Raw genomic sequence first — 20315 nt, 5'->3', positions numbered from 1 at the left:
TTTCGTTTTGTGCATGTCGTTGTCCCAAAATCGCTGCACACTCTTGGGCGACATGCACTAGCTCGCCGTCATCGACGTCCAGTCCGGCTCGACCGACGAGCCGAGGCCGATCGCTTTCAAGGCAGTTTCAAAAGTGAGCTCGCCCCCCTTGATGGCGAGCCGCGCCCGTCCGGACGCCCCGTCATAAAGATCGCCATGGTCGGCCAGATAGGACGCCTGCTCGCCCATCGGGGCCCGCGCCATGCCGTCGACGTAATGATGACCGTTGCGCTCGACATGGCCGGCGCCGACGAGCGCCGCCAGAACGAGGTCCTGCTGCAGCGCCAAGCCCGATTGCGTCGTCAGGTCCTCCGCGGATATGAAATAGCGCGACGAACCCGCCTCGCCGTTCCACTTCTCGACGCGCGCACGGTTGATCAGCGCCCGGTAGAAACCCTTGCAGGATTTTGCGGAGATACCGGCATAGCCGAGTTCGCGTGCCCGCGGGAATGCGCCGATATCGCCGTCAGACTCATCGATTTCGAGTGGCATGCGCTGCGCAAGGCCGGCGACCGATTTCGACAGCGCCTCGGCGCGCGCGATCGGCTGCTCGAAGAAAAGTATGGACCGGCGCAGCCGCGCGAGGCGCGGCTCCTTCTCGATCCGGTCGAGAAGATCGGCAACCGCGTCGACATTTTCGAACTGCTCGTTGCCGTCGAGCGTCACCTGATAGCGGTCGGCCGTGAGATCAAGCACCGCGGCGATCGCTATCAGGCGCTCCAGGTCCTCTGCGGGGCGTCCGGAAACCTTGATCTTGAAATAGCGGTGGCCGTAGGCAGCGATCACCTCTTCGAGCGTCTGCGGCAGACTATCCTCGACCCGCTGCTTCGGCGCGAGATCAGCGGCTGTCAACGTATCGGCGAGCCCGACCGTATGGCGAGCCGCGAGCCGCGGCGACGGCTCCAGTCGTGAGAGAAAGTCTGCGAGATCGAAGCCCGCAAGGTCCGGCGCGGTGGCGTTGGTGATACCGAGCAGGTCTTGGCGGACGGAGTCGGCTGCACTTACGCCTTTCATCCGGCACACGGCATCGATGATGGCGCGATCCATGAGCGCCAAGCCGTAAGACGCCACCAGCGGCGGGAGGCCTCGGCCCGCAGCCGCCTGGTGATGATCGGCCTCGGCAGCGGCATGCAGCCCGAAGGGTGTCCTTGTGCCGGCCGCCCGCAACCCCGCAATCGCCAGATGCAGCGACGCGCGAAGCTGCGCGACATTGTCGTCGGGCGAAAGTGCCGGGTTCTTGTCGAACCATTTCGGCATCATCATTTCGGCCGACCAGCCGGTGGCCTCATGGCCGCTTGCGTCCGCGATCCTCACCCGGACAAAGGCCTGCGGCGCGCTTTCGACGCGCGCCCGCCCGAATCGGAATGGGAAGCGGAAGCCAACCTGCCGCTCGAAAATGTCCGCCTCGATGAGCCTGACGACGGGAGCCTCGGTCATGGCGGCCTCAGTTGATGCCGTGGACGGCGAGAACGCGCCGCATGCGCGAGACGGCCAGTTCCGGATCGGCAAGAGCGCCGGCCCTGTCCGCCAGACGGAAGAGCTCGGCGAGATGGGCAAGCGAACGCGCGCTCTGCTGCCCGCCGATCATCACGAAATGATCCTGCAGGCCGTTCAGATAGGCAAGGAAGACGACTCCGGTCTTGTAGAAGCGTGTCGGCGCCTTGAAAATGTGGCGCGACAGCGGCACGGTCGGCTCCAGGAGCTCGAAGAATTCGCCGTTGCGCCCTTCGCCGAGCGCCTCAAGTGCCGCTGACGCCACCGGCGCGATCGCATCGAAAATGCCGAGCAGCGCGTCCGAGTGCCCTTTTTCATCGCCGGCGATGAGCTCGGCATAGTTGAAGTCGTCGCCGGTATACATGCGCACGCCCTTCGTCAGCCGGCGGCGCATCGCGATTTCTTTTTCCTTCGAGAGTAGCGAAATCTTGATGCCATCGACCTTTTCGGCATGCGCTTCGATGACTGCGAGGCAGGTATTCATCGCCGCGATGTGATCGGCATTGCCCCAATAGCCTTCGAGCGCCGGATCGAACATCTCGCCGAGCCAATGGATGATCACCGGCTCCTTTACCTGCGAAAGAATGCGATCGTAGACGCGGATATAGTCCCCCGGCCCTTTCGCCGCCGCCGCGAGCGCCCGGCTCGCCATAAGGATGATGCGGCCGTTTTCGGCTTCGATCGTCTCGATCTGGCTCTCATAGGCCTTGAGAATATCGTCGATCGTGACGTCTGGGCCCGGCGCCAGATGATCTGTGCCGGCGCCGCAGGCAATCAGCGCGCCGGAGCGCCCGCGCGCCTCGGCCAGCGCGCGGCCGATGAGTTCGCGTGCTTCCGGCCAGCCGAGGCCCATACCGCGCTGAGCCGTATCCATCGCTTCGGCGACGCCGAGGCCAAGATCCCAGAGGCGGTGGCGAAATGCGAGCGTCCGTTCCCAGTCGATCGCCGGCGTCAGCCAAGGATCATTGTCGACAAGCGGATCGGCGACCACATGCGCCGCTGCAAAAGCAACTCTCGGGAAATCGGCCGGTGCACGCTTTTGCAAGGGTACTGGCCGACCGGTTAGCTCGTAACGGGCGAGCTGGCCTTCAAGAGGGAGATCGATGCTGGTCATGGCTCAGAACTCCAGTTCCGGCACATCGAGCCAGCGGCGCTCGGCCCAGGATTTCAGTCCCAGCTCGGCAAGCTGCACCCCCTTGGCGCCGGCTTCTAGCCCATAGGGCCAGGGACCGTCCTCGGCGACATGGCGCAGGAACATTTCCCATTGCGCCTTGAAGCCATTGTCGAAGACCTGCGTGTCCGGCACCTCGTCCCAGGTCTTGTAGAAATCGATGGTCTGTGGCTGGTCCGGGTTCCAGACCGGCTTCGGCGTGTTGACGCGGTGCTGGGTCCAGCATTTCGTCAAGCCCGCGACGGCGGAGCCGTGCGTTCCGTCGACCTGGAAGGTCACGAGATCGTCGCGGCGCACGCGCACGGTCCAGGAGGAATTGATCTGCGCGATGATGCCGCCTTCTAGCTCGAAGGTCGCATAGGCCGCATCGTCCGTGTCGCAGTCATAGGTCCGGCCCTGTTCGTCGACGCGGCTTGGAATATGGGTGGCGCCGAGGCAGGAGACGGCGCGGACTTCGCCGAAAAGGTTGTCCATCACGTAGCGCCAGTGGCAGAGCATGTCGAGAATGATGCCACCGCCGTCGCCCTTGCGATAATTCCAGGAGGGGCGCTGAGCGGGCACGCCCCAGTCGCCTTCAAAGACCCAGTAACCGAACTCGCCACGCACCGAGAGGATCTTTCCGAAGAACCCGGAGTCCCTGAGGAGAGCCAGCTTGCGGAGTCCGGGCAGGAACAGCTTGTCCTGGACGACGCCATGCTTGAGCCCAGAGGCGCGCGCCTTTCGCGCCAGCTTCACCGCCGTTCGCAAGTCGTCGGAGACCGGTTTTTCGCAGTAGACGTGCTTGCCGGCGTCCAGCGCCCTGCCGATGAGTTCGGCACGCATCAGCGTCGTGCCGGCGTCGAAAAAGATCTGGTCGTTTGGATCGGCAAGCGCCGCGTCGAGGTCGGTCGACCAGCGAGCGATGTTGTGACGCTTCGCCAGTTGCTCCATCTTGTCTCGGTTGCGGCCGACGATGATCGGGTCGATCTCCAGCCGCTCGCCCGACTTGAGCACGATCCCGCCCTGATCGCGAATGGCCAGTATCGAGCGCACCAGGTGCTGGTTGTAGCCCATCCGCCCGGTGACGCCGTGCAATATGATCCCCAAACGTGGCATACGGTCTCCTCCCTGCCAGGCCTCGTGGGAGCGGACCAGCCCTCCCAAGCCAGTAACTAAACGGTTACTTTGTGGCAGACAAAAAGCACACTTGTCAACAAAAAAAACGACATGTTAGCGATTCAGCGCCTGATCGAGGCCAAAGTCACATGAACGATGTGACGCTCCCAACCCTCGAGATTGGGTCGTTCGGCGAGATCGCGGCCGAAGATTGTCGAGAGCGTGTACTGGTTCGAGAGATAGAAATAGCCGAGTGCAGCCATCGTCAGATAGAGGTGCAACGGGTCGACATCCTCGCGAAAAAGGCCCTTTGCGCGACCCCGGTCGAGCAGCTCGGCCAGCTTGCCCATGAGCTGCGAATGCAGCTCCTTGAGACGGGTCGATTGCCGGAGCCAGCGGGCGCGATGGAGGTTCTCGGTGCCGAGGAGACTGAGGAACTCCGGGTGCTCCAGGAAGTATCTCCACGTGAACATCGCCAGCTCGGCAATACCCTGCTCCGGCTCCAAGTCGCTGAGATTGATGGATTTTTCCGCAGTTCTTATGCCGATATAGGCCTCTTCCAGGACGGCGAGGTAGAGCTGCTCCTTGTCGCCGAAGTAATGATAGAGCATGCGCTTGTTGATGCCGGCCCGTTCGGCGATGGCATCGACCCGCGCCCCACCCATGCCGTTCTCAGCGAATTCCTGCGTGGCGGCCGCGAGGATGGATGCGCGCGTCCGCTCGGGATCGCGCTGCGCGGAACGTTCAGCACGCCCGCCGTTTCCATTCCTTCCTCTCGCGCCCGCTTGCGGCTTCTCCATGCATCACCTCCGGCACCTCTTGCCTTCGGCGGCATTCGATGCGACATCGTAAAGAAACTTTACAAGATAATGACAGCACTTCACACAACTGCTTGACACGATCTTTGCTTGCCCATAGTTTGTAACCAATTAGTTATTTATTGCAAGAGGACTCAACAAGACGACGATGACACGGAGCGTTGTGGAGGCGCTCCCGAGGGAGGAGGAACAAATGACGCATCGCATCAGCAGACGCAGTGTGCTTGCAGGAGGAGCAGCACTTCTTTCATATGCGGCTTTCGCGCCGCGCGCCTTTTCCGAGGAGGCGCGGCTGCGCCTGCTCTGGTGGGGTTCGCAGACCCGCGCCGACCGCACCAACAAGGTCAGCGAGCTTTTCAAGACGGCCAATCCCGGGCTCGCCATCAACGGCGAATTCCTCGGCTGGAGCGACTACTGGCCGCGCCTTGCGACCCAGGTCGCAGGGGGCAACGCGCCCGACGTCATCCAGATGGACTACCGCTATATCGTCGAATATGCCCGGCGCGGCGCACTCGCGCCGCTCGACAGCTATCTCGGCTCGGTGCTCAAGGTCGAGGATTTCGACCAGGTGCAGATCAAGGGCGGCAGCGTCGATGGCAAGCTCTACGGCATCAGCCTCGGCGCCAACTCGACGGCGATGATGGTCAACACGGTCGCCTTCGAGGAAGCCGGCGTCGACCTGCCGACGCCGGCCACCACCTGGGACGAACTCGCCCGTATGGGTCTCGAGATCACCAAAGCCGGCAAGCGCAAGGGCTATTACGGCCTTTCGGACGGCAGCGGCGTGGAGCCGCTCCTTGAGAACTGGCTCCGCCAGCGCGGCAAGGCCCTCTTCACCGCGGACGGCAAGATTGCCTATGACGCGAACGACGGGGCCGAGTGGTTTGCCATGTGGCAGAAGATGCGCGAGGACAAGGCCTGCGTGCCGGCAGACATACAGGCGCTCGATCAGTTCAATATCGAGACAAGCCCGTTGTCGCTCGGAAAGGCGGCGACGTCCTATGCCCATTCCAACCAGCTCGTCGGCTACCAGGCGATCAACAAAGACAAGATCGTGCTGAGCAGCCATGCGCTTATCAGCAAGGATGCCAAGGGCGGCCATTACCGCAAGCCATCGATGTTCTTCTCGGTATCCGCCAAGACGAGCGATCCGGAACTCGGCGCAAAATATGTCAACTTCTTCGTCAAGGATCCGGAAGCGGCCAAGATCCTCGGCGTCGAACGCGGCGTACCGGAGTCGGCCTCCGTGCGCGAGGCGCTCGCGCCGTCGCTCGATGACCTCGGGCGGGCAGCACTCGAATATGTCTCCGGGCTCGGAGCGCTCGCCGGCGATCTGCCGCCGCCGCCGCCATCGGGCGCCGGCGAGGCGGAGCTGGCTCTGCGCAGGGTCGCCGAGCAGGTGGCCTTCGGCCAGCTCGACGCGAAGCAGGGCGGCGAGACGCTGGTGAACGAGGTCACGCAGATCCTTTCGCGAGGCTAAGGGAGATGGCGGCCGTGCAGGATACCGCTGTCGTCGTCGGTGCGGGCGCCAAGGGGCGCCCCGCCGCACAGGGCCGATGGGCCTCCACCTGGGCGAAGCACGGAGCCGGCTACATGTTCCTGTTGCCGTGGCTCATCGGCTTCTTCGGCCTGACGCTCGGGCCTGCGATCGCCTCGCTCTATCTCTCCTTCACGAGCTTCGACCTGATCCGCGCGCCGGAATGGGTCGGGACCGCCAATTACGTCCGCATCGCGACAGCCGATCCGAAATTCGCTGCCGCGATGCGCGTGACTTTCCTCTATGTCGTGCTTTCGGTACCCTTCAAGCTCAGCTTCGCGCTGCTTGTTGCCATCCTCCTCGATCGCGGCGTCAGGGGTCTCACCTTTTATCGCGCGATCTTCTATCTGCCTTCGCTACTCGGCGGCAGCGTCGCGATCGCCGTGCTCTGGCGGCAGCTCTTTGCCGGCGACGGCCTCATCAACAGCCTGCTTGCCCAGTTCGGCATCGAGGGTCCGAGCTGGATCTCGCATCCGAACTACGCGATCTGGACGCTCGTCGTCTTGAGCGTGTGGCAGTTCGGCTCGCCGATGATCATCTTCCTTGCCGGTCTTCGCCAGATCCCCACCGATATGTATGAGGCCGCAAGCCTCGACGGCGCGTCGAAGTTCCGGCAGTTCTACAAGATCACGCTGCCGCTGCTCACTCCGGTTATCTTCTTCAATGCGGTCGTGCAGACCATCGATGCCTTCAAGGCCTTTACCCCGGCCTTCATCATTTCCGGCGGCACCGGCGGACCGATCAACTCGACGCTCTTCTATACGCTCTATCTCTATCAGGAAGCCTTCGGCAATTTCCGCATGGGCTATGCCTCGGCCCTGGCCTGGATCCTGGTGCTGATCATCGCGCTCTTCACCGCCTTTTCCTTCCTGACCTCTCGCTACTGGGTGCATTACGATGACTGACGCGATCATGAGCTCCGTAACCGCCCCACCATCGGCACCACTCGGCCGCCGCGGCCCCTTGGGGTCGGTTCTCGTCCACGCCGGCCTGATCGCCGCGTCAATCGCGATGCTCTACCCGCTGCTGTGGATGATTTCCGCGTCGGTCAGGCCAGAGGATGAGATCTTCGCCTCGACCTCGCTCTGGCCGTCGTCGATCGATGTCGCTTCCTATTTGCGCGGTTGGTTCGGCCTCGACGTCAGCTTCGGCCGCTTCTTCTGGAATTCACTCGTCGTGGCCGTGCTGACCGTGATCGGCAACGTCGTCGCCTGTTCGCTCGCGGCCTACGCCTTCGCGCGTCTTCGCTTCGCCGGACGCAATTTCTGGTTCGCGATCATGCTGGGGACGCTGATGATCCCCTATCACGTGACGCTCATTCCCCAATATGTGCTCTTCCTCAATCTCGGCTGGGTGAACACGTTCCTGCCGCTTGTGGTGCCGAAATTCCTGGCGAGCGACGCCTTCTTCATCTTCCTGATGGTCCAGTTCTTCCGCGGCATTCCGCGCGAGCTCGACGAGGCGGCGATGATGGATGGCTGCGGTCCCTGGCGCATCTACTGGAAGATCATGCTGCCGCTCTCCCTGCCGGTGCTCGCAACGGCCGCGATCTTTTCCTTCATCTGGACCTGGGACGATTTCTTCGGACCACTGATCTACCTGAACGACATGAACACCTACACGATCCAGCTGGGCCTCCGGACCTTCGTCGACTCGAGCAGCACCTCCGACTGGGGCGGTCTCTTCGCCATGTCGACGCTGTCCCTCGTGCCCGTGTTCTTCTTCTTCCTGTTCTTCCAGCGCCTTCTGATCGAGGGCATCGCCACCACCGGCATGAAGCGCTAATAGAAGGAGCTGGAGTTTACCCATGGACGAATTGCGTTTTGCCGCGGTCGGGCTCAACCACAACCACATCTACGGCCAGGTCAATTGTCTTCTCAGAGCCGGCGCCCGCCTCGTCGGCTTCCACGAAGAGGACGAGGCGCTGGCCGCGGAGTTCTCGGCCGTCTACAAGGATGTGCCGCGTATCGCGACACTCGAGCAGATCCTCGAAGACGAGCGCATCGGCCTTGTCACCTCGGCCGCGATCTCGTCCGAGCGGGCAGAGCTGGCGATCCGCGCCATGCGCCACGGCAAGGACGTGCTCGTCGACAAGCCGGGGATGACGAGCCTCGACCAACTCGCCAAGGTGCGGCGGGTCCAGGCCGAAACGGGACACATCTTCTCGATCCTCTATTCAGAGCATTTCGAAAGCCCGGCAACGGTGAAAGCCGGCGAGCTGGTCGCCGCCGGCGCCATCGGCGAGGTCGTCCACATGGTTGGCCTCGGGCCCCACCGACTGCGTAAGGAAAGCCGCCCCGGCTGGTTCTTCCGCCGCTCGGAATACGGCGGCATCCTGACCGACATCGCCTCGCACCAGTGCGAGCAGTTCCTCTTCTTCGCCGGCGCCAGCGATGCCACCATTCTCTCGGCGAGCGTCGACAACCGGAGCGTTCCCGACAGCCCGGAACTGCAGGATACGGGCAACATCCATCTTTCGACGGGACGGGCCACTGGCATGATCCATGTCAACTGGCTTACCCCCGACGGCATGCCGACCTGGGGCGACGGCCGACTCTTCATCGTCGGTACGACCGGCACGATCGAGGTGCGCAAGACGGTCGACCTTTCCGGACGCACTGGAGGCAACCACCTGTTTCTTGCCGATCGCAGCGGCGTCGACCACATCGATTGCTCGGACGTCGACCTTCCCTTCGGCCGTCAGTTCGTCGCCGACATCCGCGACAGAACCGAAACCGCCATGCCGCAGGAACGCTGCTTCAAGGCCATGGAGCTTGCCCTTTCAGCGCAAGTGATCGCCGAACGTAACCAGGAAAAGAACTGATATGAGCGTAAAGACAGTCGCCATCATCGGCTGCGGGATCGGGCGGTCGCACATCGTCGAAGGCTATCTGCCGCATCCGGACAAGTTCCGGGTGACCGCGCTCTGCGACCTCAATGAGGAACGGCTGAACGAGGTCGGCAACGAGTTCGGTATCGAAAAGCGAACGACCTCGTTCAAGGAATTGCTCGCCGACGACAGCATCGACATCATCGATATCTGCACCCCGCCCGGCATTCACCTCGAACAGGTGCTCGATGCGCTCGCCTCGGGCAAGCACGTGATCTGCGAAAAGCCGCTCACCGGTTCGCTAAAGGGTGTCGACCGGATCATGGAGGCGGAGAAGCAGGCTCGCGGCGTGCTGATGCCGATCTTCCAATATCGCTATGGCGACGGCATCGAGAAGGCGAAGCGCATCATCGACTCCGGTATCGCCGGCAAACCCTATGTGGGTTCGGTCGAAACCTTCTGGCTGCGCACGCCCGAATATTACTCGGTGCCCTGGCGCGGCAAATGGGAGACGGAACTTGGCGGCGTGCTGGTGACCCATGCGCTGCACCTGCACGACATGATGCTTCACCTCCTCGGTCCAGTCTCGAAAGTGTTCGGACGCGTCGCGACGCGCGTCAACGATATCGAGGTCGAGGATTGCGCCTCGGCGAGCCTGCTCATGCAGAACGGTGCCTTCGTGTCGCTCTCCTGTACGCTCGGCTCGCAGGAGCAGATCAGCCGCCTTCGCCTGCACTTTGAGAACGTCACCTTCGAAAGCAGCCACGAACCCTATGCGCCGGGCAAGGATCCCTGGAAGATCATCGCCGCCAACGAGGCGGTCCAGGCTGAGATCGACGAGGTGATCGGCAACTGGCAGCCGGTTTCGCCGCGCTTCACCACGCAGATGGCGCATTTCCACGCCTTTCTCAGCGGCATGGGACCGCTTCCTGTCACCACCAGGGATGCGCGGCAGGCATTGGAGTTGGTGACGGCGATCTACCAGTCCGCCGATACCGGCCGTGAGATAACGCTTCCGATCGGACCGGAGAGTCCGAAATATGCCAATTGGCGTGCGAACACGAGGTAACGGCAAAGGCCGCAGGGAGGATTTTGCAAATGGCAACCAGCGTCGTTCTTCAGAAGGTCGAGAAGCGCTATGGCGCGTTCGACGTGATCCACGGCATCGACCTGACCATCGACCCCGGCGAGTTCGCCGTCTTCGTCGGCCCGTCCGGTTGCGGCAAGTCGACCCTTTTGCGCATGATCGCCGGCCTGGAGGAGATTTCCGGCGGCACGCTGATGCTCGACAACGACCGGATGAACGAGGTGGCGCCGGCCAAGCGCGGCATCGCCATGGTGTTCCAGTCCTATGCGCTCTACCCGCACATGTCGGTCTACAAGAATCTCGCCTTCGGCCTCGAGACGGCTGGCTTCAGAAAGGCGGAGATCGAGCCAAAGGTGCGCCGCGCTGCCGAGATCCTGCAGATCGAGAAGTTGCTCGACCGCAAGCCGAAGGCGCTTTCCGGCGGCCAGCGCCAGCGCGTGGCGATCGGCCGGGCGATCGTGCGCGAGCCGCGCATCTTCCTCTTCGACGAGCCGCTTTCCAACCTCGATGCGGAACTCCGCGTACAGATGCGCGTCGAGATCTCGCGGCTTCACCGCGATCTCGGCAACACGATGATCTATGTGACCCACGATCAGGTGGAGGCCATGACCATGGCCGACAAGATCGTCGTCCTGAACTCGGGGCGCATCGAGCAGGTGGGGGCTCCACTCGATCTCTACAACCACCCCGTCAACCGCTTCGTCGCCGGCTTCATCGGCAGCCCGAAAATGAACTTCCTCAAGGCGCGCATCGCTGCCGCCGGGGAAGCCGAGACCGCGATCCAGGTTTGTGGCGGCACGATCCGCCTGCCGCGCGCCCTGCGCGGTGCCGCGCCGGGGCAGGAGATAACCTTCGGTATCCGGCCGGAACATCTTTCCGCGCACGACGATGGCATCGCGCTCGCCCCGATCAATGTCGAGCTCGTTGAAAACCTCGGCGGCGAAACCATGCTCTATGGCATTACCCCTGACGGCCAGCACATCACCGTCGCGCTCGAGGGCCAGCAGAAGGTCGAGCGCGGCACCAATCTCGCCGTCCACTTCGATCCTTCGCGCTGCCACGTTTTCGGCGCCGACGGCAAGGCGATGTAAGCGCAGCACCGCCTGCGCGCGAGGGAACGTGACCGACGGGATCGCTCCGCTGTTTACCGCTTGCTCATGGGCCAATGTGGGGCCATGCTCAGGGCATACCCTGGCTGTAAGGCCGAACGCCATTTCTCCCTGGGACGCCAGCTCGACCTCGAAGCAGTTGCAGTGCTGCCTTTTCTCGACTGCCCCGGGGAAGGAGGTTGCCCATGTCTGCGCCCTATATCGACCATCCGTTACAACCGGGCGACCGGGCGCCGAATATCGTGCTGAACGCCATCTCGCGCGAGGGAACAATCGCACTTGATGATTTTCGCGGCCGCAGCCCGTTGTTGATCGGCCTGTTTCGAGGCCTGCTGTGTCCGTTCTGCCGGCGCCATGTCGCGGCGATGGCACAGCTCAACCCAGCACTGCGTGAGAAAGGCGTGAACTCTCTAGCGGTGGTAAACACCCCGGTCGAACGTGCGCGGCTCTATTTCCGCTATCATCCGATACCGGGCCTTCTTGCCGCATCCGATCCGGAGCGAGCTACGCACCGCGCATTCGGCTTACCTCTCCTCGAGATTACGGAGAATGAGACCGAGTGGCCATACAAGGTTGGAATGGATGTGGTCACGACAATGCGGGTCGACCGGCCGGGGGAATTGCCTGAACCGATGAATCCGGACGCAGCAGCCGGCTTTCTCAACACGAAAGATGGGTACGAAATCACCGAAGCCGATCAGCAGGTGAGGATTCCCGGCCATATGCAGCTCGTCGGCCATTTCCTGCTCGATCGGGAAGGTGTGGTGCGCTGGAGCTTTACGGAAGTTGAAGAGGAAGGCCAAAATATGGACCGAGTGCTCAATCCCGAAGAGTTGATGTCGGCCGCTTCCGAGGTGGCCCATTAACAGCGAAAACTCGCCGGTAACCACTCCGGCAGTGGTTGCGTGAGCCCTCGGGATACCAATGCATCGGCCGCCGGAGCTCATGCCCCGATAGAAATTTCTGCGCTGATGTCACATTCGCAGATCCTCCCTCGTCATGGTGTCGGAACCAACAGAAAGGAAAACGAACCATGACTCCCAAACTTGATCCCTTCGCCGCTGCGCCGTCGCTGATGAAGAACTGGATGGGCACGACGGTTGCCGTTACCGCCAGCCTGGAGCCGAGCCTCATCGAACTGGTGAAGATCCGCGCCTCGCAGATCAACGGCTGCGCCAACTGCATCAACATGCATACGGTGGAAGCGCGGGCAAAAGGCGAGACGGAGCAGCGCATCTACCTGCTGTCTGCCTGGCGTGAAGCCCCCTGCTATTCCGATCGCGAGCGCGCCGCGCTAGGCTGGACCGAGACCCTGACGCGGTTGTCAGAGGGTCATACGCACGAAAGCGCCTATGAGGCCCTGAAGGCTCAGTTTACCGAAGAGGAGCAGGTGAAGCTCACGCTCATGATCAATGTCATCAACGGGTGGAACCGCCTTGCGGTTGGCTTCAGCCTGTGGGCCGATCCGGCCGCGGCCAAGGCCGCCGCCGAGGCGGCGGCCTGATGACGGACACCAATCACGAGGACGCAGCGGCGGGATTCGATCCGCTGCGTCCCAAGCTCATGCGCGTCGCCTATCGCATGCTCGGCTCCGTCGCCGACGCGGAAGACATGGTGCAGGAGGCTTTCATCCGCTGGATGGGGGCCGACCGCTCGGCGGTGCGCGAGCCCGAGGCGTTCTTGCGTCGTACGGTCACGCGGCTCTGCCTTGATCAGCTCAAATCAGCACGACGCCAGCGCGAGACATATGTCGGTCCTTGGCTTCCCGACCCGGTCGTGGAAGAGGAGCAGGAGGAAGACGTCACTCTGCCCTTGATGCTTGCCTTGGAACGCCTGTCTCCACTCGAGCGGGCGGCCTTCCTGCTGCACGACGTTTTTGGGCTGGGATTCGAGGAGGTCGCGGCGACCATCCAGCGCGACTCGGCTGCCTGCCGCCAGCTCGCCAGCCGCGCGCGCACCCATGTCCGCGAGGAGAGACCTCGCTTCCAGATCGAGAAACAGAAAAGCCTCGAGATCGCTGAAGCCTTCTTCACCGCCTCGCGCAGCGGCGACATGAAGGCGCTCGGTGCGATGTTGGCAGCCGACGTCAGCATCCACGCCGACGGCGGCGGCAAGCGCCCGGCAGCGATGAAGCCGTTCTTCGGATTTGATGCCGTGATGAAGGTACACGAGAGCTTGGCGGTTCTGTTCCAGAACAACGGCTCGAAACTTGTTCGCGCTGGTTTCATCAACGGATTGCCCGGCTTTGTCACGCTGGAAGGCGACGGCGAACTTCAGACGACTGCGCTCGAAATCGAAGACGGCAAGGTCGCTGCAATCTATGTGATGCGGAACCCCGATAAGCTGAAACACTTGCATTAGCCAGGCCGTCAAGAGGACGCCGGCTACTGCATTGACGCTGTCTGCTCGCGCTTGGCAACCGCGAGGTCGAGGTCTACCATACGCGCAACCTATGGAGACTTCGATGACCTCCAGCTTCAATGTCCATGACGCGGCCGGCTACGAACAGCTTATGGGGCGCTGGAGCCAGCGACTTGCGCCGCTATTCATCGAGTTCTCCGGCCTTGCCGACGGCGAAAAGATTGTCGACGTCGGCTGCGGCACCGGCAGCCTCACTTTTGCGCTCGCAAGGACCGCCGATCTCGCAGAGATCGCGGCGATCGACTATTCGCCGGTCTTCGTCGCCGAGGCGAGCCGGCGCAACACCGATCCGCGCATAAAGATCCAGCAGGCGGATGCCTGCGCCCTACCCTTCGAGGATGGGACCTTCGACCGTGCATTGGCGCTGCTGGTGCTCCATTTCGTACCCGATACCGACAAGGCGGTCGCCGAGATGCGCCGCGTCGTGCGGCCGGGCGGCATCGTTGCGGCGGCGGTGTGGGACCATCTCGGCGGCATGCCCGGGATGCGGATGATGGTCGATACGGTGGCGGCACTCGGCGAAGGCGGGCGCCAGCTCCGCGCGCGCTACTGCTTTCAGCCGATGATGCAGCCGGGTGAAATGAAAAGGACTTTTGTGGAGCAGGGTCTCGTCGATGTTTCGGAAACGCAGCTCATGATCCGCATGGACTACCAGAACTTCGACGACTATTGGGCGCCGATTGCCGCAGGCGAAGGACCGCTCGGCAAGTATGTGATGGCACTCGGGGCCGCGGAAAGGGCACGCACCGATGCCGCCATGCGCGACGCTTACGAGGCCGGCCGGCCGGATGGTCCGAGGTCGTTTGCGAACGTTGCCTGGGCCTGCCGGGGCATCGTTCCCTGAGACTGTGGCCAACAAACCTCAAAGCCGGCGATCATCGAAGCGCTGCACGGTGGCGCCTGCTACCGGACTTCGGGTAACGAAAATGCTGCCGTCCAGGCTGTCCTCCGCGGCACCCGCCGGACGCAGCGACGTGACGACGAGAGTCTTGCGGTCCGGTCCGGCGAAGCAGGGCATGGTGGGCGCCGGCACAGGGAAGCGATACGTCCTGATCAACTCGCCTTCTGCAGAGAAACAGTTGAGAACGCCGGCCGAGACCCCGGCACTCCAGTAGTTTCCGTCCACATCGGTCGCCGCTCCGTCGGGCCGGCCGCTTGCCTCGTCGAGGACGACGAGGCAAGCGCCCGGAAATCGCACCCGTCTCGGAATCGAATTGCCAGCGGTCGATCCAGGGCCCGCGCGAGTCCGAATGAAAGAGAACCGAGCCGTCCGCGCTCCAGGCAAGACCGTTGGAACAGATGACGTCGACGACCTTGCGTTCCACTGAACCGTCAGGCGTAACGCGGTAGAGTGAAGCGACCGGTTGCCGGTCTGCGGCCTCATGCATCGTCCCCACCCAGAACGCACCGTCCGGTCCGACCTTGCCGTCGTTCAGACGTGTGTCCGTCCTTTCGGCCTCAATCGAGGCGATCTCCCTGATGATGGCGCCGCTTTCGGGATCGAACAGAACCACGCGGCCCCATTGCGCGAGCACGAGGCGCCCGGAATGGGCCAGCCCGACACAGCAGGCCCCGTGGTCGAATATCCAAAAACGATGGCCTGTCCCCGAGAGGTCGGCACGATGGAGGGCGCCTTTGCCTATATCGACGAAAAACAGGCAGCTCCGGCGGTCGTCGTAGACCGGGCTTTCAGCCGCTGCGCAGCGCAATTCCAGCAGGCACTCAAATGTTAGGTCGAAAGACATGTTATGAACCATAGTGTCACAGTCTGTCGGTTGCGGCGGCAGCGAGCGTCTCCCCCGACTCGAAGGTTTCCCAAGCACTTATCGGCTGGCGCTTTCTCTAACATTGCTATTGCCCTCGCTCAACTTGTAAATTAAAAATACAAGAAACTTGGCAAGGAGATTTTCATGAAAACGACTGCCGTAGATGTGGCCGACCTCGCCTCTTCCGTGCTTTCGGTGCCGCCGCTGGCGCGTCAGGCGAATGGCGAGCCGACCAAGACGGAAAATCGCAAGATGATCGAATGGCTGCTCTCGGGAGGGGTGACCACCTATCTCTACGGCGGCAACGCCAATCTCTACAATTTCGGCGTCACGGAATTCGGCAATCTTCTCGACATGCTCGAGGACATTGCTCCGCCCCCCGGCTGGATGATCCCCTCGATCGGTGCCGACTTCGGCAAGGCGATGGACCAGGCGACGATCCTCCGGGGGCGGAACTTTCCGACCGCCATAGTGCTCCCGCTCACCTTCCCCGCGACGTCGGCGGGCCTGGTCTCGGGATTCGCTAAGCTGGCGGATGCCGCCGGCCGGCCGTTGATCGCCTATATCAAGAATGATGGCTTCCTCGATGCCGGCGATATCGCGCGTCTTTTCCGCGATGGCGCGATCTCGGCCTTGAAATACGCCGTCGTGCGGCCCGAACCGAAAAACGACGCCTATCTTTCCGCCATCCTCGATGCCGTCGGCTCAGGCGAGCGGATCGTCAGCGGTATCGGCGAGCGTCCGGCTATCGACCACGTCGAAATGGGCCTCACCGCTTTCACCTCCGGGTCGGTGTGCATCGCTCCGCACCTCTCGACCGCGATTCTGAAGGCGTGCCAATCCGGTGCGTTCGCTGCAGCACGGACGCTTCGCGAAAGCTTCCTTCCGCTCGAGGATCTGCGCGACGCGCATTCGCCGATCCGCGTCCTGCATGAAGCGGTCAGGCTCGCCGGCATCTGCGACACCGGCCCGATCGGCGAATTTCTGTCGAATCTCGACGGCGCCGAACGGCTCGACGCCATCACCGCGGCAGCGCGCGCGCTCAAGACGAAAAGCGAAGCCGCGGCCGGTGGGGCCCGGCCGCTTTCGGCGAGCGCCTGACATGGTACCGGGGATAGCGCGGGTAAGGCGCCGCGCTCCTGGGCGACTGACCCTGGAACGGGAAACGAAGACACAGGTGTCGATACCCCCCTCTGCCCTGCCGGGCATCTCCCCCACAAGGGGGGAGATCAAGGAGGCACTGCCGTGCACCACCGCCGCGTCCGAAGATGAGGCTGGCACTGTCGAGGCGAGAAAACGGAGGGCCCGCCGCCTGCCGATCTCCCCCCTTATGGGGGAGATGCCCGGCAGGGCAGAGGGGGGTGCGGACCCGGGCAACTCGGGGAGGCGACGCGCGAACTCCGGCGGGTGCCGCAACGACTGGATCGCACGGGGTATCACCCTAGAGATCACCATGAGATCCCGTGATGCGGGCCCTGGATTCCGTCAGGTGGTAGCGCATGTAAAGACGTGCGAGCTCGCGGTTCTGGCCAGAAATCGCCGTGAATATCTTGCGGTGCTCTTCGAGAACGCGGCGCCGCCGGTCCTCCGATCCCTGCCGCGTCAGGCTGAGCGCCATGCGCATCGAGCCCCGCAGAATATCGCCAAGCTCTTCCAGGAGACGCGAAAAAAGCTCATTGCCCGCGGCTGCGGCAACGGCGAGATGGAAAGAGAAATCCTCCTCCCAGCCTGTCTCACCGCGGGCAAGAGCGCCCTCCAGCGCCGCCAGCGCGTCGCCGATCTGGTTGAGCTGGGCCTTGGTCCGGCGCATCGCGGCCAGTCCCGCGCACTCGGTTTCAAGCGCGAGCCGCGGTTCGAAGGCCCTAAGATAGCTGGCGATCTCGGCCGAGGCCGCAAAATCGGTCAGCTTGTCGGACGGGCGCGACTTGACGAAGGTTCCAATGCCCTGCCGCGAAACCACCAGGCCGTCCGCCTGCAGCCGCATCAGCGCCTCGCGAACAACCGGCCGGGAGACCTGGAAATCGCGGCAGATCCGGGCTTCCGACGGCAATTTCGCCCCCTCGGCCATCTGGCCGCTCGCGATCTGCTCAAGGATCTGGCCGTAAAGAACATCGGCGAGGCGCTCTCGCCGCGCCGGTTTCAGCTTCAACATCACGTCGTCCAAGGGTCCGCCTTCACCTGTCATTTTTCTGAACAGGTGCAATGTAGCCGACCCGCCCACGAATGCAAAGGAGGTGACCGATGACCGGACGCAAGAAGCCAGAGGAATTTCGAAGCTTTCGCTGGTTCGGCGTCAAGGACCTGCGTTCGTTCGGTCACAGGTCCAGGCTCTACCAGATGGGCTATGACAACGCGGAAATCGCCGGCAAGCCGGTCATCGCGATCATCAACACCTGGAGCGACATCAATCCGTGCCATGCGCATCTGCGCACCCGTGCCGAAGAGGTGAAACGCGGGGTGTGGCAGGCCGGCGGATTCCCGATCGAGCTGCCGGCGATGTCGCTGGCGGAAACCTACGTCAAGCCGACGACGATGCTTTACCGCAACTTCCTCGCGATGGAGGTGGAGGAGCTCATCCGGTCGCACCCGGTTGACGGCGTTGTGCTACTTGCCGGTTGCGACAAGACTACGCCGGCGACGATCATGGGCGCGATCCAGGTCGATCTTCCGACGATCTTCGTGCCGGCGGGACCGATGCTGCGGGGTAACTACCGCGGCCAGGCCCTGGGTTCGGGCTCCGACGTCTGGAAATACTGGGCGGAGAAAGAGGCAGGACGCATCACCGAGCAGGAGTGGAACGTCATGGAGCGCGGCATCGCCCGCTCCTTCGGCACCTGCATGACCATGGGCACGGCCTCGACGATGACGGCGCTCGCCGACACACTTGGTCTCTCACTGCCGGGTGCCTCGGCCATCCCGGCTGCCGACGCCGGCCATTCTCGCATGGCGGCGCTTTCCGGTGTGCGCATCGTCGAGATGGTTTTCGAAGACCTGAAGCCTTCGCACATCCTGACTGCCAAGGCGTTTGAAAACGCATTGACGGTGCACATGGCGATGGCCGGCTCGACCAATGCGATGATTCATCTGATTGCCATGGCGCGGCGACGCGGCGTCGACCTGACCTTGGAGGATTTCGATCGCATGTCGGAGAAGGTCCCGGTCCTCTGCAACATCCGCCCGACCGGCGAATTCCTGATGGAGGACTTTTACTATGCCGGCGGGCTGCCTGCGTTGTGGAAGCAACTCGAACCCTTGCTGCATCTCGACGAGCGCAACGTCATCGGCAGCATCGGTGAGGCGATCCGCGAGGCCGAGGTTCACCTGCCGGACGTGATCCGCCCACTCGATAACCCCGTTGCGGAGCGCGGCGGTACGGCGATCCTGAAGGGAAACCTTGCGCCGCAGGGCTGCGTCATGAAGCCTGCCGCGGCCGACGCTCACCTTCTCAAGCATCGCGGGCCTGCCCTCGTCTTCGACGATTACGACGCGATGATGAAGGCGGTGAACGACGAGGATCTTGATGTTACCGCCAACACGGTCCTCATCCTGCGCAATGCCGGTCCTGTCGGCGGACCGGGCATGCCGGAATGGGGAATGCTGCCGATCCCGAAGAAGCTGTTGAAACAGGGCGTGCGCGATATGGTGCGCATTTCGGATGCCCGGATGAGCGGCACGAGCTACGGCGCCTGCATCCTGCACGTCGCGCCGGAAGCATACGTCGGCGGGCCGCTGGCGGCGGTTCGCAATGGCGACATCATCGCCCTCGATGTCGCCGAGAGGACGCTCACACTGGAGATCAATGCGGAAGAAATCGAACGCCGGCTTTCCGAATGGCGACCGCCGGAGCGAGATTATTCGAGAGGCTTCCTGAAGATGCATGCGGAGAACATCCAGCAGGCCCCCGAAGGCTGCGACTTCACCTTCCTGCAATCGCCGCATAAGCTGCCCGAACCGGAAATTCATTAGCACGGGGTGGGACGGATGACGACGCGGCTGCTGGTGACGGGAGCAGGAGGTGCCCTGGGCCGCCATGTCCGGCACGGCTTAAAAGGTTGTGTGGAGGTCCTGCGCCTCTCGGATATCGCCGATCTTGCCCCGGCCGAGGATGGCGAGGAAGTGGTCCGGTGCGACCTCGCCGACCGACAGGCCGTCGAGGATCTCGCGCGCGACTGCGATACGGTCCTGCACCTTGGCGCGATCTCCGTCGAAGCCGATTTCGACGGGCTGCTTCAGGCCAACATCCTCGGCACCTACAATCTTTACGAGGCAGCGCGAAAGGCGGGCGTCAGGCGGATCATCTTCGCAAGCACCAACCATGTGACAGGCTTTCATCGCATCGGCGAGACGCTCGACCACACCTCGCCTCGTCGGCCGGACAGTCTCTACGGCGTCAGCAAGTGCTTCGGCGAGGATCTTGCCCGGCTTTACTTCGACAAATACGGCCTGGAGACGGCTTGTCTCAGAATCGGCAGTTGCTTCCCCGAGCCGAAGAACCGGCGAATGCTTTTCACCTGGCTGAGCCCACGCGATTTCCTGTCGCTGGTGCGCAGCCTTCTCGAGGCTCCGGCCATCGGCTATCTGGTGCTCTACGGCGCCTCGGCGAACCGGCGTGCCTGGTGGTCGAACGCGCACGCCGATTTCCTCGGCTGGCGACCGATGGACAGCAGCGAGCCTTTTCGCCAGGCGATCGAACGCCGCGAGCCCGCGGACGTCAGCAAGTGCCAGGGCGGTCGCCTCGCCACGGTCAAGACCCACGCCGGGGATTAGAACCAGATCATTTCATTGTTTCATTGAAACAATGAAATGATCTAACTCTTTGAAAATACGCAATTCCGGACAGAAAATCGTTACACACTTTTCCTGGAATTGCTCTAGTTCGGGCTGCGTAAATACCCCCCTCTGCGCTACCGGACAGAGGGGGTGCCACTCCAGTTGACATGATCGGGTT

The 20315-nt window shown here is 62.8% G+C and carries 18 protein-coding genes and 1 pseudogene; 13 read left to right on the top strand and 6 right to left on the bottom strand.

What is annotated here, in order from left to right:
* Positions 1 to 57: 57 nt before the first annotated feature.
* The 4 genes from FKV68_RS26910 to FKV68_RS26895 form a co-directional block, all read right to left on the bottom strand.
* On the bottom strand, positions 58 to 1476 hold the full coding sequence (locus FKV68_RS26910) for an enolase C-terminal domain-like protein (protein ID WP_180943568.1): 1419 nt from the start codon (positions 1474 to 1476) through the stop codon (positions 58 to 60).
* A 7-nt stretch (positions 1477 to 1483) separates the two neighbouring features.
* The gene (locus tag FKV68_RS26905; protein WP_180943567.1) at positions 1484 to 2647 is read right to left on the bottom strand and encodes a dihydrodipicolinate synthase family protein; all 1164 of its coding nucleotides are present in this window, start codon (positions 2645 to 2647) and stop codon (positions 1484 to 1486) included.
* 3 nt (positions 2648 to 2650) lie between these two features.
* The gene (locus tag FKV68_RS26900; RefSeq protein WP_180943566.1) at positions 2651 to 3799 is read right to left on the bottom strand and encodes a Gfo/Idh/MocA family protein; all 1149 of its coding nucleotides are present in this window, start codon (positions 3797 to 3799) and stop codon (positions 2651 to 2653) included.
* Between the two features lie 122 nt (positions 3800 to 3921).
* Positions 3922 to 4599: a TetR/AcrR family transcriptional regulator gene (locus FKV68_RS26895; RefSeq protein ID WP_180943565.1), complete on the bottom strand. Its 678-nt coding sequence runs from the start codon at positions 4597 to 4599 to the stop codon at positions 3922 to 3924.
* A gap of 211 nt (positions 4600 to 4810) precedes the next feature.
* Here FKV68_RS26895 and FKV68_RS26890 point away from each other — a divergent pair, with 211 nt between their 5' ends.
* The 10 genes from FKV68_RS26890 to FKV68_RS26845 all read left to right on the top strand — a co-directional run bounded on the left by FKV68_RS26890 (position 4811) and on the right by FKV68_RS26845 (position 14445).
* Complete coding sequence (locus FKV68_RS26890) at positions 4811 to 6097, top strand: ABC transporter substrate-binding protein (RefSeq protein ID WP_180943564.1); 1287 nt, start codon at positions 4811 to 4813, stop codon at positions 6095 to 6097.
* A gap of 5 nt (positions 6098 to 6102) precedes the next feature.
* Positions 6103 to 7059 (top strand): carbohydrate ABC transporter permease, encoded by a 957-nt coding sequence (locus tag FKV68_RS26885; RefSeq protein ID WP_180943563.1) that lies wholly within the window; start codon positions 6103 to 6105, stop codon positions 7057 to 7059.
* Positions 7052 to 7939, top strand: a complete 888-nt coding sequence (locus FKV68_RS26880; protein ID WP_180943562.1) for a carbohydrate ABC transporter permease — start codon at positions 7052 to 7054, stop codon at positions 7937 to 7939. The genes FKV68_RS26885 and FKV68_RS26880 overlap by 8 nt, the downstream gene beginning before the upstream one ends.
* 22 nt (positions 7940 to 7961) lie before the next feature.
* Positions 7962 to 8978 carry a Gfo/Idh/MocA family protein gene (locus FKV68_RS26875; RefSeq protein ID WP_180943561.1) on the top strand — a complete coding sequence of 339 codons (1017 nt, stop codon included), beginning with the start codon at positions 7962 to 7964 and terminating at the stop codon, positions 8976 to 8978.
* Position 8979: 1 nt separating this feature from the next.
* Positions 8980 to 10053 (top strand): Gfo/Idh/MocA family protein, encoded by a 1074-nt coding sequence (locus tag FKV68_RS26870; RefSeq protein ID WP_180943560.1) that lies wholly within the window; start codon positions 8980 to 8982, stop codon positions 10051 to 10053.
* Between the two features lie 29 nt (positions 10054 to 10082).
* A complete protein-coding gene (locus tag FKV68_RS26865; RefSeq protein WP_180943559.1) occupies positions 10083 to 11162 on the top strand; it encodes an ABC transporter ATP-binding protein in 1080 nt (359 codons plus the stop codon).
* A gap of 203 nt (positions 11163 to 11365) precedes the next feature.
* On the top strand, positions 11366 to 12046 hold the full coding sequence (locus FKV68_RS26860; RefSeq protein ID WP_180943558.1) for a peroxiredoxin-like family protein: 681 nt from the start codon (positions 11366 to 11368) through the stop codon (positions 12044 to 12046).
* Positions 12047 to 12213: 167 nt separating this feature from the next.
* Positions 12214 to 12684 (top strand): carboxymuconolactone decarboxylase family protein, encoded by a 471-nt coding sequence (locus tag FKV68_RS26855; RefSeq protein WP_180943557.1) that lies wholly within the window; start codon positions 12214 to 12216, stop codon positions 12682 to 12684.
* On the top strand, positions 12684 to 13541 hold the full coding sequence (locus tag FKV68_RS26850) for a sigma-70 family RNA polymerase sigma factor (protein WP_180943556.1): 858 nt from the start codon (positions 12684 to 12686) through the stop codon (positions 13539 to 13541). Before FKV68_RS26855 ends, FKV68_RS26850 begins: the two co-directional genes overlap by 1 nt.
* 103 nt (positions 13542 to 13644) lie before the next feature.
* Complete coding sequence (locus FKV68_RS26845; RefSeq protein WP_180943555.1) at positions 13645 to 14445, top strand: class I SAM-dependent methyltransferase; 801 nt, start codon at positions 13645 to 13647, stop codon at positions 14443 to 14445.
* 18 nt (positions 14446 to 14463) lie between these two features.
* Here the strand turns inward: FKV68_RS26845 and FKV68_RS26840 are convergent.
* Positions 14464 to 15346: pseudogene (locus FKV68_RS26840) on the bottom strand (SMP-30/gluconolactonase/LRE family protein).
* Between the two features lie 165 nt (positions 15347 to 15511).
* Here FKV68_RS26840 and FKV68_RS26835 point away from each other — a divergent pair.
* Positions 15512 to 16468, top strand: a complete 957-nt coding sequence (locus FKV68_RS26835; RefSeq protein WP_180943554.1) for a dihydrodipicolinate synthase family protein — start codon at positions 15512 to 15514, stop codon at positions 16466 to 16468.
* A gap of 340 nt (positions 16469 to 16808) precedes the next feature.
* Here the strand turns inward: FKV68_RS26835 and FKV68_RS26830 are convergent, their stop codons facing one another.
* The gene (locus tag FKV68_RS26830) at positions 16809 to 17531 is read right to left on the bottom strand and encodes a FadR/GntR family transcriptional regulator (protein WP_180943553.1); all 723 of its coding nucleotides are present in this window, start codon (positions 17529 to 17531) and stop codon (positions 16809 to 16811) included.
* A gap of 77 nt (positions 17532 to 17608) precedes the next feature.
* Between FKV68_RS26830 and araD the strand changes: the two genes are divergently transcribed.
* Together araD and FKV68_RS26820 are read left to right on the top strand one after the other, a co-directional pair.
* Positions 17609 to 19333, top strand: a complete 1725-nt coding sequence (araD, locus tag FKV68_RS26825; protein WP_180943552.1) for an L-arabinonate dehydratase — start codon at positions 17609 to 17611, stop codon at positions 19331 to 19333.
* Positions 19334 to 19348: 15 nt separating this feature from the next.
* Positions 19349 to 20134 carry an NAD-dependent epimerase/dehydratase family protein gene (locus FKV68_RS26820; RefSeq protein ID WP_180943551.1) on the top strand — a complete coding sequence of 262 codons (786 nt, stop codon included), beginning with the start codon at positions 19349 to 19351 and terminating at the stop codon, positions 20132 to 20134.
* The last annotated feature ends 181 nt before the right edge of the window (positions 20135 to 20315 follow it).

Origin of the sequence: Sinorhizobium mexicanum, assembly GCF_013488225.1 — a bacterium.
Lineage (GTDB): Bacteria > Pseudomonadota > Alphaproteobacteria > Rhizobiales > Rhizobiaceae > Sinorhizobium > Sinorhizobium mexicanum.
Note: the sequence above shows the minus strand (reverse complement) of the source record. Positions and strands in the feature narration are given on the sequence as shown.

Excerpts from the sequence above, each read along its gene's own strand:
- FKV68_RS26895 (WP_180943565.1), bottom strand. The coding sequence starts at position 4,599 with ATGGAGAAGCCGCAAGCGGGCGCGAGAGGAAGGAATGGAAACGGCGGG.
- FKV68_RS26850 (WP_180943556.1), top strand. The coding sequence starts at position 12,684 with ATGACGGACACCAATCACGAGGACGCAGCGGCGGGATTCGATCCGCTG.
- araD (WP_180943552.1), top strand. The coding sequence starts at position 17,609 with ATGACCGGACGCAAGAAGCCAGAGGAATTTCGAAGCTTTCGCTGGTTC.
- FKV68_RS26890 (WP_180943564.1), top strand. The coding sequence starts at position 4,811 with ATGACGCATCGCATCAGCAGACGCAGTGTGCTTGCAGGAGGAGCAGCA.
- FKV68_RS26845 (WP_180943555.1), top strand. The coding sequence starts at position 13,645 with ATGACCTCCAGCTTCAATGTCCATGACGCGGCCGGCTACGAACAGCTT.
- FKV68_RS26900 (WP_180943566.1), bottom strand. The coding sequence starts at position 3,799 with ATGCCACGTTTGGGGATCATATTGCACGGCGTCACCGGGCGGATGGGC.
- FKV68_RS26870 (WP_180943560.1), top strand. The coding sequence starts at position 8,980 with ATGAGCGTAAAGACAGTCGCCATCATCGGCTGCGGGATCGGGCGGTCG.
- FKV68_RS26865 (WP_180943559.1), top strand. The coding sequence starts at position 10,083 with ATGGCAACCAGCGTCGTTCTTCAGAAGGTCGAGAAGCGCTATGGCGCG.
- FKV68_RS26820 (WP_180943551.1), top strand. The coding sequence starts at position 19,349 with ATGACGACGCGGCTGCTGGTGACGGGAGCAGGAGGTGCCCTGGGCCGC.
- FKV68_RS26885 (WP_180943563.1), top strand. The coding sequence starts at position 6,103 with ATGGCGGCCGTGCAGGATACCGCTGTCGTCGTCGGTGCGGGCGCCAAG.
- FKV68_RS26855 (WP_180943557.1), top strand. The coding sequence starts at position 12,214 with ATGACTCCCAAACTTGATCCCTTCGCCGCTGCGCCGTCGCTGATGAAG.
- FKV68_RS26835 (WP_180943554.1), top strand. The coding sequence starts at position 15,512 with ATGAAAACGACTGCCGTAGATGTGGCCGACCTCGCCTCTTCCGTGCTT.
- FKV68_RS26860 (WP_180943558.1), top strand. The coding sequence starts at position 11,366 with ATGTCTGCGCCCTATATCGACCATCCGTTACAACCGGGCGACCGGGCG.
- FKV68_RS26910 (WP_180943568.1), bottom strand. The coding sequence starts at position 1,476 with ATGACCGAGGCTCCCGTCGTCAGGCTCATCGAGGCGGACATTTTCGAG.
- FKV68_RS26875 (WP_180943561.1), top strand. The coding sequence starts at position 7,962 with ATGGACGAATTGCGTTTTGCCGCGGTCGGGCTCAACCACAACCACATC.
- FKV68_RS26905 (WP_180943567.1), bottom strand. The coding sequence starts at position 2,647 with ATGACCAGCATCGATCTCCCTCTTGAAGGCCAGCTCGCCCGTTACGAG.
- FKV68_RS26880 (WP_180943562.1), top strand. The coding sequence starts at position 7,052 with ATGACTGACGCGATCATGAGCTCCGTAACCGCCCCACCATCGGCACCA.